The following is a 13,143-nucleotide window of genomic DNA, read 5'->3' as shown; positions in this document are numbered from 1 at the left end:
CGGGTCAGGCGACGAGGGCCGACGTGATCGCCCAGGCGGCGAGGCACGCGCCGATGCCGAGGGCGAGGTTCGCGGCGACGCTCGCGACCGCCGCGCGCCCCTTGCCCTCGAGCACGAGCTGCACGGTCTCGACCGTGAACGTCGAGAACGTGGTGAGCCCGGCGCAGAACCCGCTGACCACGATGTAGCGGGCGGCGTCGGGCACGACGGCCGCGTCCACGAGGGCGAGCAGCACGCCGCCGACGGCGGAGCCGACCACGTTGACGACGAGCACGGCGAGCGGGATGCGGGCGGGGCGCCCGGCGAGCGCCGTCGACACGCCCCAGCGCGCGAGCGCGCCGACGACGCCGAGCAGCAGCGCCGCGACGACGGCCCCGGCGGTCACTCGTCGACCCCCGGCTCGCCCGCCGCGGCCGCGAGCCCGCGGCGTCCGGCGATCGCCGCACCGACCGCGATCCCCGCCCACGCCGCGGCGAGGCCGGCGACGAGCGACACGACGAGGTAGAGGGCGGCGAGCATCCCCTGTCCGAGCGATCCGAGCTGCACGATCGAGACGGCGAGCGCCGAGAACGTCGTGTACGAGCCCAGCACGCCGGTGCCGAGCGCGAGGCGGAGCCAGGCGGGCGCCACCGGCCAGAGCGCGGCCACGAGCAGCCCGAGCAGCAGCGCGCCGCTGACGTTCTCGATCAGCGTGGAGAACGGGAAGCCGTCCGCCTCGTGGGGCAGCGCGGCGTCGAGCGCGAGCCGGAGCGCGCAGCCGACCAGCCCGCCCGCGGCAACCGGGAGGGCGCCCCGGAGCACGCGGTCACGCGCCGACGTCACTGCCGCGGCTCGGGGCGCTTCGACGGCTTGCCGACCTCGTCGGCCTTCTCGCGCACGTCGATGCGTCCGGCATCCGAGCGCATCCCGTCCGGCGTCGACTCGCGCACACCGGTGCGGGCCTTCACCGCGTTCTGCCGGCCCTTCAGCGCGGCACGGCGCGCGGCCGCGGGGTTGGCCGGGGCCATCGGGCGGCGGACGACCTGGCGCACCGGCTCGCCGCGGCGGTCCTGACCCGGCAGCGGACGCGACCGGCGGCCGTAGATGAGGTCGGAGGAGTCGAGCAGCCACGGCACGATCGCGATCATCACGCCGTGCAGCAGCATCAGCTTGTGGCGGATGCGCCGCGCCTTGTGGTTGTGGAGCAGGTTCTCCCACCAGTGGCCCACGATGTACTGCGGCGTGTAGACGGTGACGACCTCGGCGCCGTGCTCCTCGCGCCGGTGCTTGATGTACTTGATCAGCGGCAGGCTGATGTCGCGGTACGGCGACTCGAGCACCGTCAGCGGCACCTGCACGTTGTGCTCGGCCCAGGCCCGCTCGAGCGCCTCGCTCGAGGCGTCGTCGATCGACACGTGCACGGCCTCGATGGAGCCGTGACGGGCAGCGATCGCGTAGTCGAGCGCCTTGAGCACCGGCTTCTGCATCCGGCCGACGAGCACGATCGCGTGGTCGCCCTTCGCGCCGAAGACGGTCTCCGGATCCGGCTCCACCTCGCGCTCGACGTCGCGGTAGTAGCGGTTCACGCCGAGCATCAGCGTGAACAGGATCGGCATGATGATGAACACCAGCCAGGCCCCGTGCGTGAACTTCGTGATCGTGACGATCACGAGCACGCTGAAGCTCATGAGCACGCCGACCGAGTTGATCACCCGGTAGGTGCGCAGCGCGGCCTTCTTCGTGGTCGACGACTTGCGGAGCTCCCGAGTCCAGTGCACGACCATGCCGCTCTGGCCGAGGGTGAACGAGACGAAGACGCCGATGATGTAGAGCTGGATGAGCGCCGTGACGTTCGCCTGGTAGATCACCTCGAGGATGCCGGCGGCGATCGAGAGGGCGATGACGCCGTTCGAGAAGATGAGGCGGTCGCCGCGGCTCGCGAGCGACTTCGGCGCGTACTTATCGGTCGCGAGCACCGAGCCGAGCAGCGGGAACCCGTTGAAGGCGGTGTTCGCCGCGAGCAGCAGCACGAGGGCCGTCGTCACCTGCACGACGAAGAACAGGGCGGTGTTGTTGCCGAAGGTCGCCGCAGCGATCTGCGCGACGAGGCTGCGCTGCGGCGTCGTCTCGCAGTTCTGGAAGCCCACGAGGTCGCACGCCCGCTCGGCGTAGTGCACGCCGGTCGTCAGCGCCACGGCGGTGAGGCCGATGAAGAGCACGATGGCGACAGTCACCATCGCGACGAGGGTCTTCTGCGCGTTCTGGATCTTCGGGCGGCGGAACGCCTGCACGCCGTTCGAGATCGCCTCGACGCCCGTCAGGGCCGAGCATCCGCTCGAGAACGCGCGCAGCAGCAGGAGGGCGAATCCGGCGTGCGTGATGTCCTCGGCCTTCACCGTGTAGCCGGCGCTCTCGGCCACCGGGGTGTCGCCGATCGCCATGCGGAACAGGGCGGTGACGAGCATCACCACGATGCTCGCGATGAAGAGGTACGTGGGCAGGGCGAACGCCTTGCTCGACTCGCGCACGCCGCGGAGGTTGACGGCCGCCAGCACGACGATGAAGCCGACCGCCAGCTCGACGCGGAACGGGTTGAGCCCGGGGAACGCGGAGATGATGTTGTCGACGCCCGACGCGACCGAGACGGCCACGGTCATGATGTAGTCGACGAGCAGCGCGGAGCCGACGATGAGGCCGGCCTTCTCGCCGATGTTCTTCGACGCGACCTCGTAGTCGCCGCCGCCCGACGGATAGGCCTTGATGAGCAGCCGGTACGAGACCATCACGACGACGAGCAGCAGCACCACGAACGCGGCGACCCACGGGGCGAAGCTGAGGAACGCGAGCCCGCCGAGCAGCAGGATGAGCAGCATCTCCTGCGGCGCGTAGGCCACGGACGAGAGCGCGTCGCTCGAGAAGATCGGGAGCGCGAGGTGCTTCGGGAGCAGCTGCCCCTCGAGGTTCGACGAGGCGAGCGGCTCGCCGATGAGCCACCGCTTCGGCGACCGCGGCTGATCGCCGCTCTGTTCGGTCACGAGGGGCAAGCGTAGACCCGGCAGGAACGCTGTCAACAACGGGCGCGGCCCGTGTTCAGGGGCCGGTCAGCGCACGTCCACCGGCGGGGTCGGCGCGGTGCTCGTCAGCAGGTCCGGTTCACAGCGCGGCGACCGCGCACGCCTGCAGCACCAGGGCGGCCGTCGCGGCGACCACCCGCACCGCGTTGAGGCGCAGCCACGGGCGCTCGTACGCGGCGCGCGCCTCGGCCGCCGGGGCCGTCGAGCGCTCCAGCCGGTCGTTGAGCGGCACGCTGCCCGCGATGGTCACGCCGACCGAGCCGACGAGGCCGACGGCGGCGGCGATCCCGGACAGCAGGGCGGCGCCGGAGGCTCCCGTCACGCCGGCCGCGACGGCGGCGCCCGCCGAGGCGACCGGGGCGAGCAGCAGCGGACCCAGGAAGGCCGGGTTGACGACGGCGCGGTTGACGCCCCGCATGCCGCGGGTCAGCACGTCGTCGCCGGCACGCCCGAGCCCGGGCATCACCCCGGTCGAGAAGGCGAGGTAGATGCCCGCCGCCGGGCCGGACAGCGCGATCGCGACGACGCCGAGCACGGCCGCGACGGTCATCGCGCGCCGGCGATGCGCGCGAGCACCTCGCTCCGGAGCGACTCGAGGCCCTGCCGGAGCGCCTCGACCGTCGGGCCGTCGAGCTCGCCGCGGAGGGCGGCGCGGCCGAGCTCGCTGCGGAGCGCGGTGCGGAACTCGCCGAGCGCGAGCTCCGCCTCGTGGAGGTGCATCCGCGACTCGCTGCGGGCGGTGCGGTCGGCAGTCGGCGCCGCGGTGCCGGAGCGCCCGGACTGGCGGGCCTCGTCGCGGGCGTCGCGCGTCGCCGCGGCGAGGTCCGCGCGGAGCGACTTCATCGCACCGGCCACCGACGAGCGCACCTCGTCGGCGAGCCGCCGCACGGAGTCGGACAGCTCCGACTCGATGCCGTCGAGCTCGCCGCCGCGGGCGTCCAGCTCGGCGCGGCCGGCCTCCGTGATGGCGTAGACGGTCTTGCGGCCGTCGGCCTCCTTCGTGACGAGCCCCTCCTCCTCGAGCTTCGACAGCCGGGGGTAGATGGTGCCGGCGCTCGGCACGTAGGTGCCGCCGAAGCGGTCGGCCAGCGCCTGGATCAGCTCGTAGCCGTGCATCGGCCGCTCGCCGAGCAGGTGCAGCAGGTAGAGGCGCAGGTGGCCGTGCGCGAAGACGGGCGGGGTCATGCCGTCACCGTGCGGTGCAGCACGCTGATGTCGCCCGAGACGGTGTTCGCCGAGAACGCCAGCCAGTGCCGGTCGAGCTCGCCGTAGCGGCCCTTGTACTGCCCGCGGACGCCGCGGATCTCGCTGTCGTCGAGCTGCAGGCGCCCGCTCACCGTGTTGATCGTGTACTGCGCGGGCACCTCCGGCTCGAGGCGCACGGTCACGCCGCCGCTGACCGTGTTCGCGCGCACCTCGGTCGGGATGCCCGCGAGGTCGAGGAACACGTCGGCGCTGACGCCGTCGGCGCTGAACCGCGGGATCTCACCCTGGGCCGTGACGTCGCCCGACACCGTGTGAGCCGTGATGCGGCCGGTGTGGCTGCGCACCGACACGTCGCCGGAGACGGAGTTGAGGGTGATGTCGCCCGACATCCCGTCGACGACGAGGTCGCCGGAGACGGTGGACAGCGTCGCGTCATCGCGGATGCCGCTGATCAGGCCGGTGGCGCTGACCACGCCGAGCTTCAGCGCGACGTCGGCGGGCACCATGATGCTCACCTCGGCGCGGGACTTGCCGGTGAAGTTGCGGAAGACGTCGAGCCAGTTGTCCCAGCCGAGCTGCGCGTGGTCGATCTCGAGGGTGTCGCCGTCGAGCGTGATCTTCAGCTCCTTGCCCTCGACGGAATGCACCTCGACGCGGGCGCCGGGCTCCTCGTGGGCGACGATGTCGACCTGGCCGGCGACGAGCCCGACCTTGAGGCGGCGCACCTGCTCGAGGTCGATGGTCTTCGGCCCGCTGACGAGCCACTTCTCCTGAGCCATGGCGGCCCCTCCGTTCGGATCCTGATCGGGTCTGGTTCGGCCGATTCGCGATATATCGCGTCGGCGTGCATCACGATATATCGCGTATCACGGGGGAGTCAAGATATATCGCGAGTGCGGCCGGATCCCGTGCTTGACCTTGACGCTGCGTCAACCTCTACGGTCGAGCGCATGGACGACTGGAGCATCCAGCAGGTGGCGCGCCTCGCCGGCACGACGAGCCGCGCGCTGCGGCACTACGGCGACGTCGGCCTGCTGCCCGCCAGCCGCGTCGGCGCGAACGGGTACCGCTACTACGACACGGCGGCGCTCGTCCGGCTGCAGCGCATCCTGCTGCTCCGGAGCCTCGGGCTCGGCATCCCCGCCGTGGCCGAGGTGCTCGCGGGATCGACGGACTCCGCGGCGGCGCTCCGCGGCCATCTCGGCCGGCTCGAGCACGAGCGCGACCTGCTGGACCGGCGCATCGCAAGCGTCGAGCGCACCATCGGCGCACTGGAAGGAGGGGGCGACCCCATGGACGAGGACATGTTCGACGGATTCGATCACACGGCCCACGAGCGCGAGGTGGTGGAGCGCTGGGGGCGGCGCGCCTACGCCGAGTCGGACGCCTGGTGGCGCGGGATGGGCGACGCCGAGCGCGCGGAGCAGCAGGAGCGGCAGCGCGCCCTCGCCGCCGACTGGACGGACGCCGCCGCGCGCGGCGCCGACCCGGCCGGCGCGGAGGCGCAGGCGCTCGCCGCGCGGCACTCCGAGCAGCTCGCGGGCATCCCGGGCACGCCCGGCTACCCGGACGGCCCGACGCCGGACTACCTGGAGGGCCTCGGCGCGATGGTCGCGGCCGACCCGAGGTTCGCGAGGAACTACGGGGGAGCGGCGGGTGCGGAGCTCGTGCGGGAGGCGCTCGCCGTGTACGCGCGGGGGCTCCGCGCCGGCTCCGATGGCTGAGCTGCGCGCTCCCGACTCCGTTGGCTGAGCAGCGCGCTGCCTGTTCCGATGGCTGAGCAGCGCGCTGCCTGTTCCGATGGCTGAGGAAGGCCGGCGTGGCCCTAGCGGGCCTCCTCAGCCAGCGGATTCCGGACGCCTTCCACGACGGCGGCTTCCGCGACGACCGCCTCCGGCACCCGCAGCCGCGGCAGCGTGATCCCCACCAGCGGCCCGATGAGCAGGGCGAAGGCGAGCGTGCCGAGGCCGACGTTGCCGCCGAGCAGCCAGCCGGTCGCCGTGACGACGACCTCGATGCCGGTGCGCACCACCCAGACCGGCCAGCCGGTCCGGGCGACGAGTCCGGTCATCAGCCCGTCGCGCGGGCCCGGTCCGAGCCGCGCCCCCACGTACAGCCCGGTCGCGACGGCGAGCAGCAGGAGGCCGCCGGCGAACAGCGGGATCCGGACCAGCAGCGACGTCTGCTCGGGGATGATCCACAGCGCGAGCTGCGCGCTCGGGCCGATCATGAGCACGTTGAGCACCGTGCCGACGCCGGGCCGCTGCCGCAGCGGGATCCAGAGCAGCAGCACGGCGACGCCGATGAGGTTGGTGACCCACCCGAACTCGATGCCGGTGCGCTTCGAGACGCCCTGCGTCAGCACGTCCCACGGCGCGACGCCGACGGAGGCGCGCACCATGAACGCGATCGCCACGCCGTAGAGCACGAGGCCGATCAGCAGCTGCGCGATGCGGCGCGTCCAGAGGGCCGAGGCGGCCCGGGTCGGGGAGGTCACGCGAGCATCCAATCGCAGTATTGGACTGGGAATCGATAGCCAATCCGGATAGCCTGGCCGCATGCCTGTGCTCTCGGCCCGCTCGCTCGGGGTCCAATTGGGAAGCTGGCGCGACGGCTCGACCGGCCCCGCGTACCGCGCCCTCGCCGACCGCATCCGCCTGCTCGTGCTCGACGGCCGCATCCCGCTCGGCACCCGGCTTCCGGCGGAGCGCGAGCTGGCCGCCACCCTGGCGCTGAGCCGCACGACCGTCACGAGCGCCTACGCCGAGCTCCGCGACAGCGGCTACGTCGACAGCGTGCGCGGATCCGGCAGCGTCGTGCGGCTGCCCTCCGCCGGCACGGCCGTGCTGCCCGACTACGCGCCCGAGCTGCTCGACTTCTCGAAGGCCACGCTGCCGAGCCACCCGTCCGTCGCGGCCGCCGCGGAGCGCGCGACGAGCCAGCTGCCCGCCTACCTCGGCGAGTCCGGCTTCGACGCCGTCGGCCTGCACCGGCTGCGCGACGCGATCGCCCGCCGCTACACCGACCGCGGGCTGCCGACCGACGCGGGCGAGGTGATGATCACGATCGGCGCGCAGCACGCCATCGGGCTGCTGTCGCGCACGCTCATCTCGCGCGGCGACCGCGTGGTCGTCGAGTCGCCGAGCTACCCGCACGCGTTCGACGCCCTCCGCGCCGCGGGCGCGCGGCTCGTGCCGGTGACGGTCACGCCGGAGGACGGCTGGGACGACTCCGTGCTGGAGCAGGCCTTCCAGCGCACCAGCCCGACGGTCGCGTACCTCATGCCCGACTTCCACAACCCGACCGGCCGCGTCATGTCCGACGCGCAGCGGCAGCGCGTGCTCGACCTCGCCGCCCGGCAGGGCACGACGCTCATCATCGACGAGACGATGGGCGACCTCGGCCTCGACGGGCAGGGCCCGATCGCGCCCCTCGCGGGCGCCGGGGCGTCCGTGGCGATCATCGGCTCGGTCGGCAAGAGCATCTGGGGCGGACTCCGGATCGGCTGGATCCGCACCTCCCGCGACCTCGTGCAGCGCCTGGCGCGCGTGCGCTTCTCGCACGACCTCGGCACGCCGGTGCTCGAGCAGCTGCTCGTGGCGGAGCTGCTGCCGCAGCTCGACACGATCCTCGCCGAGCGCCGAGAGCTGCTGCGGGCGGGCCGCGACCACCTGGCGGGCGAGCTGCGCCGCCGGCTGCCCGCGTGGTCGATGCCGCACGTGCCGGGCGGGCTCACCGCGTGGGTGAACCTCGGCGCGCCGCTGAGCTCGTCGCTCGCGCTCGCCGCGCGATCGGAGGGGCTCGTGATCGCCTCGGGCGGCCGCTTCGGGCTCGACGGGGTGTTCGAGCGCTACCTCCGCATCCCGTTCTCCTATCCGGTCGCCGACCTCGACCGCGGGCTGGATGCGCTGGAGCGGGCCTGGGGGATCGTCACCCGGCAGCCGGTCGCGATCGGCACGGAGGACTTCGCCCAGATCGCGTAGCGCGCGCTCGGGGCTGATCCCCAGGCGGAATGCTCCCCCGGGAGTACCGGTTCGTCCACCGCCGGTGGCGATACTTGATCAGTGCACCTGCTCTCCGTCTTCAGCCTGCGCAACCGCGCGCTCATCGCACTGATCACGATCGTGGTCGGCGTCTTCGGCGGCATCACGCTGACGACCCTGAAGCAGGAGCTCATCCCGTCGCTGAGCCTGCCGCAGCTCTTCATCTCGACGTCGTACCCGGGCGCGAGCCCCGAGGTGGTCGAGCACGACGTGTCGACGCCGATCGAGCGCGCGATCCAGGGCGTCGAGGGGCTCGACCAGACGAGCGCGACGTCGCAGGCGTCCGTGTCGTCGGTCTCGGCCTCCTTCAAGTACGGCACCGACATCACGACCGCGCAGCAGAAGGTGCAGCTCGCGATCGACAACATCGACGACGCGCTGCCCGACGGGGTGAAGCCGCAGGTGATCGCCGGATCGATCGCCGACCTCCCGGTGATCGTGCTCGCCGTGACGAGCGACCTCGACGCGAGCGACCTCAGCTCGCGGCTCTCGTCGTCGACGGTGACCGACATCGAGAAGCTCGACGGCGTGCGCCAGGCGCAGATCCTCGGCGACAGCGGCCAGCGCGTCACCATCACGCCCGACTCCGCGAAGCTGCTCGCCGGAGGGTTCTCGAACCAGTCCATCCGCTCGGCGCTCGGCGACAACGGCGACCTGCTCGCCGCCGGCACGGTCACCGAGGACGACTCGACGCTCGTCGTGCAGTCCGGCACGCGGCTGACCTCCGTCGACGACGTGAAGGCCATCCCGCTGCTCGGCGGACGCGAGGCCGCAACGATCGGCGACGTCGCCGACGTGCAGCTCGCGGCGAACCCGGTCACCGGCTACTCCCGCGTCGACGGCAAGGACGCCCTCTCGATCTCGATCACGAAGACGCCGGACGGCAACACCGTCGACGTCTCCCGCGAGGTGCGCGCGAAGATCGCCGGCTTCGAGTCGGCGCTCGGCGACGGCACGAAGATGACGATCGTCTTCGACCAGGCGCCGTTCATCCAGTCCTCGATCGAGTCGCTCGCAACCGAGGGGCTGCTCGGCCTCGGCTTCGCGGTGATCGTCATCCTCGTGTTCCTGCTGTCGGTGCGCTCGACGCTCGTCACCGCCATCTCCATCCCGGTCAGCGTGCTCATCACCTTCATCGGGATGCAGGCCTCCGGCTACACGCTGAACCTCATCACCCTCGGCGCGCTCACGATCGCCATCGGCCGCGTCGTCGACGACTCGATCGTCGTGATCGAGAACATCAAGCGCCATCTCGGCCTCGGCGAGGACAAGCTCGCGGCGATCAAGGCCGGCGTGCGCGAGGTCGCGACCGCGGTGACGGCGTCGACCATCACGACGGTCGCGGTGTTCCTGCCGCTGGCGCTCGTGTCCGACATCACGGGCGAGCTGTTCCGGCCGTTCGCGCTGACGGTGACGATCGCCCTCGCCGCGTCGCTCTTCGTCTCGCTCACGATCGTGCCGGTGCTCGCCTACTGGTTCCTGCCCGCGAAGGGGCACAAGCACGACGGCGCCGCGGTCGACGCGGTGACCGGCGACGAGCTCGACAGGCCGACCCGCCTCCAGCGCGTCTACCTGCCCGTGATCCGGGGCGTGCTGAGGCTGCCGCTCGTCACGGTGCTGCTCGCGCTGCTCGTGCTCGGCGCGAGCGGCTTCGCGGCCACCCGCCTGCAGACCAACTACCTCGGCTCGAGCGGCCAGAACACGCTCACCGTCCGCGAGACGCTGAAGTCGGGCACGAGCCTCGAGCGCGTGAACGACGCGTCGAAGACCGTCGAGTCGGCGCTGCGCGGCGTGGACGGCGTCGACACCGTGGCCACCTCGCTCGGCTCGTCCGGGTCGTCGGTCGCGGCCGCGTTCGGCGGCGGCGGGTCGGGCGCCGTCACCTTCAACATCACGACCGATCCGGATGCCGACCAGGCCGCCGTCGAGCGGCGCGTCCGCACGGCCGTCGACGGCCTCGACGCGGACGACGTCGGCACCGTCACCCTCGCCAGCTCGTCCGGCGGGTTCGGCTCGAGCGACATCGAGATCGACGTCACCGCCCCGACGCGCGACAAGCTCTCCGACGCCACCGACGCGCTCGTCGCGGCGGTGAAGAAGACCGGCGTCGCCGATCAGGTGCAGGACGACCTGTCGGCCACCCAGCCCTACCTCGCGATCGAGGTCGACCGCGCCAAGGCGGCGGCCGCGGGCCTCAGCGAGGTGCAGGTCGGCGGGCTCGTCGCCAACTCGATGCTGCCGGCCGCCTCGGGCACCGTGACGATCGACGACACGTCGCTGAGCATCTACATCGACGACCCGCGCAAGCCGACGTCGCTGCAGGAGCTGCGCGACTTCACCGTGCCGACCGCGACCGGCCCCGTGCCGCTGTCGTCGCTCGCCACCGTGGAGGAGCGGCAGGGTCCCGCGTCGATCACGACGGTGCGCGGCATCCGCTCGTCGACGATCACGATCACCCCCTCGTCGCAGGACATCGGCACGGCGAGCGCGGACGTGTCGCGCGCGATCACGTCGACGGACCTCCCGGCCGGCGTATCCGCGAAGATCGGCGGCGTCAGCTCCGACCAGGCGACGGCGTTCCAGCAGCTGTTCCTCGCCCTGCTCGCCGCGATCCTCATCGTCTACACCGTGATGGTGGCGACGTTCCGCAGCCTCCGGCAGCCGCTGCTGCTGCTCGTCTCGGTGCCGTTCGCGGCGACCGGTGCGATCCTGCTGCAGCTGGCCTCCGGCATCCCGCTCGGCGTCTCGTCGCTCATCGGCGTGCTCATGCTCGTCGGCATCGTCGTGACGAACGCGATCGTGCTCATCGACCTCGTGAACCAGTACCGCAGCCGGGGCATGTCGACCCGCGACGCGATCATCCACGGCGCCGCGCGGCGGTTCCGGCCGATCGTCATGACCGCGCTCGCGACGATCTTCGCGCTGACCCCGATGGCCCTCGGCATCACGGGGCACGGCGGCTTCATCTCGCAGCCGCTCGCGATCGTCGTGATCGGCGGACTGGTCTCCTCGACCGTGCTGACGCTCATCGTGCTGCCCGCGCTGTACTGGCTCGTCGAGGGTGCGAAGGAGCGCCGGGAGGCGCGCCGCGCGGCGAGGCGGGAGCGCGACGGGAACGGCTCGGACGGCGGCGGCCCCGACGGCGGCGACCGGCCGCACCACCTCACCGTCACCGCCTGACCGGCGCGCGGGCGCTCAGCCCGCCGTCGTCAGGTGCGTCGTGAGGAACTGCACGATGCGGGCGCGGAGGCGGTCGTTGCCCGACAGCATCGCGATCGAGTGCGCGCCGCCCGCCACCTTCACGAAGGTCGTGTCGACCTCCTTCGCGCGCAGCCGCTTCACGAACGTCGTCGACTGCGCGTACTGGATGAGCGGATCGTCGACCGCGTGCGCGACGAGGAACGGCGGATCCGAGCGGTCGAGCTGCGGCGCGACGGACGCGTCGACGGCCGCGGCGCAGTCCTCGAGCTGCTGGCAGCCGGTGTAGGAGAGCTGCGTCGGCACGAACTTGGCGTCGACGTCGGCGCCGGTGAGGTCGACCGGTCCGCTGAGGTCGACGACCGCCGCGACCCGGGTGCCGGCGGACCACGAGCCGGTCCCGCTCGCCCCGAGCAGCGCGACGAGGTTGCCGCCGGCCGACCCGCCGAACGCGCCGATCCGGTCCGGGTCGATGTGGAAGCGCTGCACCTGCTCGGGCTGCCGCATCCACTCGACCGCCGTCTGCACGTCGTCCCAGGCGGCCGGGAACGGATGTGCGGGCGCGAGCCGGTAGTCGATCGTCACGACCGGGAAGCCGGTCGACTTCGCCAGCCACTGGCAGGTGGCGCGATAGGGCAGCGTCGCCTTGTCGCCGCGGGCCCAGCCGCCGCCGTGGACCATGAGGATGCCCGGCGTCGCGTCGTCGGGCACGTCGTCGCCGGCCGCCGGGCTCGTGGTCGTCGCGTCGCCCGGATCCGGCTGCGGCGTGCTCTCGCCGGTGGCCGCGGAGCCCGCCGTGCCGTCCGCGGGCGCCGCGCCGTCGGGTCCGCTCGTCGGGGCCGAGGTCGGCGTCGTGGTGCCGTCGTCCGCCGCGCCGTCGTCCGCCGAGTCGTCGCCCTCGCCCGGGTCGCCCGGCTGGTCGGCGGGCACCTGGCCGTCCTCCTCGTCCGGTCCGGTCGGGGGCAGGCAGACATCCGCGAGCAGCTTCGAGCCGTCGTCGGTGCGGCCGTAGACGAGGTCGGCGACCACCGGCACGTCCGGGTCGGTGCTGAAGCGGGCGAAGGCCGGATCGCGCCGCGAGGTGGCCGTGTCGTCGGGCTGTCCGCCCGTCGTGCAGCCCGCCAGGAGGGCCATCGCGACGGTCGCGGCGGAGAGCACCGCCGTCGCGCGGGCCCTGTTCCGAGTCGTCGCCATCCCCATCCAGCCTATGCGCGGGAGTCTTCCGCTATCCTGGTGTGTCGGCTCACGACACCGCGGCCTGCCGCCGCGTGCACCATCTGTATGTCGTGCGGGCCGGATCGATGGGGCAGACCCCGTCGAGGAACTCCTCGAGACACGGCCCCGGCCCACGATGCGCCCGGGTATCCCGCGCACCCTCCGTGTGTGCGCCATCACACCCACGACCAGGGAAGAACCCCGGAATCATGCCGAAGAACTCCGGCGCGCACGGGCGCGCCTCCACATCCTCCACCGGCCGCGGCGGCCCCGGCGCGAAGCGCGTCGGCGGCCCCAGCCCGAAGCACCGCGGGGGCGCCTCGCGCGCCGCCGAGTCCGCCTCCGGCGCCGCCAAGAAGGCCCGCTGGAACTCCGACGAGCGGATGGCGCGCGGCCGCGCCGCCGACCGCCCGCGCGGCGCCGACGCC

11 protein-coding genes and 1 pseudogene are annotated in these 13,143 nt (G+C 72.7%); 4 read left to right on the top strand and 8 right to left on the bottom strand.

The genetic code is table 11. The features are described 5' to 3' along the window. Positions 1–4: 4 nt before the first annotated feature. The 6 genes from AC1RSJ_RS07495 to AC1RSJ_RS07470 all read right to left on the bottom strand — a co-directional run bounded on the left by AC1RSJ_RS07495 (position 5) and on the right by AC1RSJ_RS07470 (position 5,038). Positions 5–385, bottom strand: coding sequence for a FluC/FEX family fluoride channel (locus tag AC1RSJ_RS07495; RefSeq protein WP_493117730.1), 381 nt, complete (start codon positions 383–385; stop codon positions 5–7). Next, positions 382–822 carry a fluoride efflux transporter FluC gene (locus tag AC1RSJ_RS07490; protein WP_493117729.1) on the bottom strand — a complete coding sequence of 147 codons (441 nt, stop codon included), beginning with the start codon at positions 820–822 and terminating at the stop codon, positions 382–384. Before AC1RSJ_RS07490 ends, AC1RSJ_RS07495 begins: the two co-directional genes overlap by 4 nt. Beyond that, entirely contained in the window at positions 819–3,014 is a 2,196-nt protein-coding gene (locus AC1RSJ_RS07485; RefSeq protein ID WP_493117728.1) for an APC family permease, read from the bottom strand. The genes AC1RSJ_RS07490 and AC1RSJ_RS07485 overlap by 4 nt, the downstream gene beginning before the upstream one ends. Positions 3,015–3,132: 118 nt before the next feature. Then, the gene (locus AC1RSJ_RS07480) at positions 3,133–3,603 is read right to left on the bottom strand and encodes an anthrone oxygenase family protein (protein WP_493117727.1); all 471 of its coding nucleotides are present in this window, start codon (positions 3,601–3,603) and stop codon (positions 3,133–3,135) included. Beyond that, a complete protein-coding gene (locus tag AC1RSJ_RS07475; RefSeq protein ID WP_493117726.1) occupies positions 3,600–4,238 on the bottom strand; it encodes a PadR family transcriptional regulator in 639 nt (212 codons plus the stop codon). Before AC1RSJ_RS07475 ends, AC1RSJ_RS07480 begins: the two co-directional genes overlap by 4 nt. Then, positions 4,235–5,038: a DUF4097 family beta strand repeat-containing protein gene (locus AC1RSJ_RS07470; RefSeq protein WP_493117725.1), complete on the bottom strand. Its 804-nt coding sequence runs from the start codon at positions 5,036–5,038 to the stop codon at positions 4,235–4,237. Before AC1RSJ_RS07470 ends, AC1RSJ_RS07475 begins: the two co-directional genes overlap by 4 nt. Before the next feature lie 171 nt (positions 5,039–5,209). Here AC1RSJ_RS07470 and AC1RSJ_RS07465 point away from each other — a divergent pair, with 171 nt between their 5' ends. Beyond that, positions 5,210–5,983, top strand: coding sequence for a MerR family transcriptional regulator (locus AC1RSJ_RS07465; protein ID WP_493117724.1), 774 nt, complete (start codon positions 5,210–5,212; stop codon positions 5,981–5,983). Between the two features lie 101 nt (positions 5,984–6,084). On the opposite strand, the gene yczE is transcribed toward AC1RSJ_RS07465, so the two are convergent. Beyond that, positions 6,085–6,756: a membrane protein YczE gene (gene yczE / locus AC1RSJ_RS07460; protein ID WP_493117723.1), complete on the bottom strand. Its 672-nt coding sequence runs from the start codon at positions 6,754–6,756 to the stop codon at positions 6,085–6,087. Positions 6,757–6,817: 61 nt separating this feature from the next. On the opposite strand from yczE, the gene yczR reads away from it, so the two are divergent. Continuing rightward, on the top strand, positions 6,818–8,242 hold the full coding sequence (gene yczR / locus AC1RSJ_RS07455) for a MocR-like transcription factor YczR (protein ID WP_493117722.1): 1,425 nt from the start codon (positions 6,818–6,820) through the stop codon (positions 8,240–8,242). 81 nt (positions 8,243–8,323) lie between these two features. Then, positions 8,324–11,482, top strand: a complete 3,159-nt coding sequence (locus tag AC1RSJ_RS07450; protein WP_493117721.1) for an efflux RND transporter permease subunit — start codon at positions 8,324–8,326, stop codon at positions 11,480–11,482. A 15-nt stretch (positions 11,483–11,497) separates the two neighbouring features. Here the strand turns inward: AC1RSJ_RS07450 and AC1RSJ_RS07445 are convergent, their stop codons facing one another. Then, entirely contained in the window at positions 11,498–12,694 is a 1,197-nt protein-coding gene (locus AC1RSJ_RS07445) for an alpha/beta hydrolase (RefSeq protein WP_493117719.1), read from the bottom strand. A 230-nt stretch (positions 12,695–12,924) separates the two neighbouring features. On the opposite strand from AC1RSJ_RS07445, the pseudogene AC1RSJ_RS07440 reads away from it, so the two are divergent. Beyond that, positions 12,925–13,143 (top strand): annotated as a pseudogene (locus AC1RSJ_RS07440) (hypothetical protein); the annotation flags it as partial.

Source organism: Schumannella sp. GW821-FHT10F01, assembly GCF_058809295.1.
This window is presented reverse-complemented; position numbering and strand designations above follow the sequence as displayed.

Excerpts from the sequence above, each read along its gene's own strand:
- AC1RSJ_RS07445 (WP_493117719.1), bottom strand. The coding sequence starts at position 12,694 with ATGGCGACGACTCGGAACAGGGCCCGCGCGACGGCGGTGCTCTCCGCC.
- AC1RSJ_RS07475 (WP_493117726.1), bottom strand. The coding sequence starts at position 4,238 with ATGACCCCGCCCGTCTTCGCGCACGGCCACCTGCGCCTCTACCTGCTG.
- AC1RSJ_RS07470 (WP_493117725.1), bottom strand. The coding sequence starts at position 5,038 with ATGGCTCAGGAGAAGTGGCTCGTCAGCGGGCCGAAGACCATCGACCTC.
- AC1RSJ_RS07465 (WP_493117724.1), top strand. The coding sequence starts at position 5,210 with ATGGACGACTGGAGCATCCAGCAGGTGGCGCGCCTCGCCGGCACGACG.
- AC1RSJ_RS07480 (WP_493117727.1), bottom strand. The coding sequence starts at position 3,603 with ATGACCGTCGCGGCCGTGCTCGGCGTCGTCGCGATCGCGCTGTCCGGC.
- yczR (WP_493117722.1), top strand. The coding sequence starts at position 6,818 with ATGCCTGTGCTCTCGGCCCGCTCGCTCGGGGTCCAATTGGGAAGCTGG.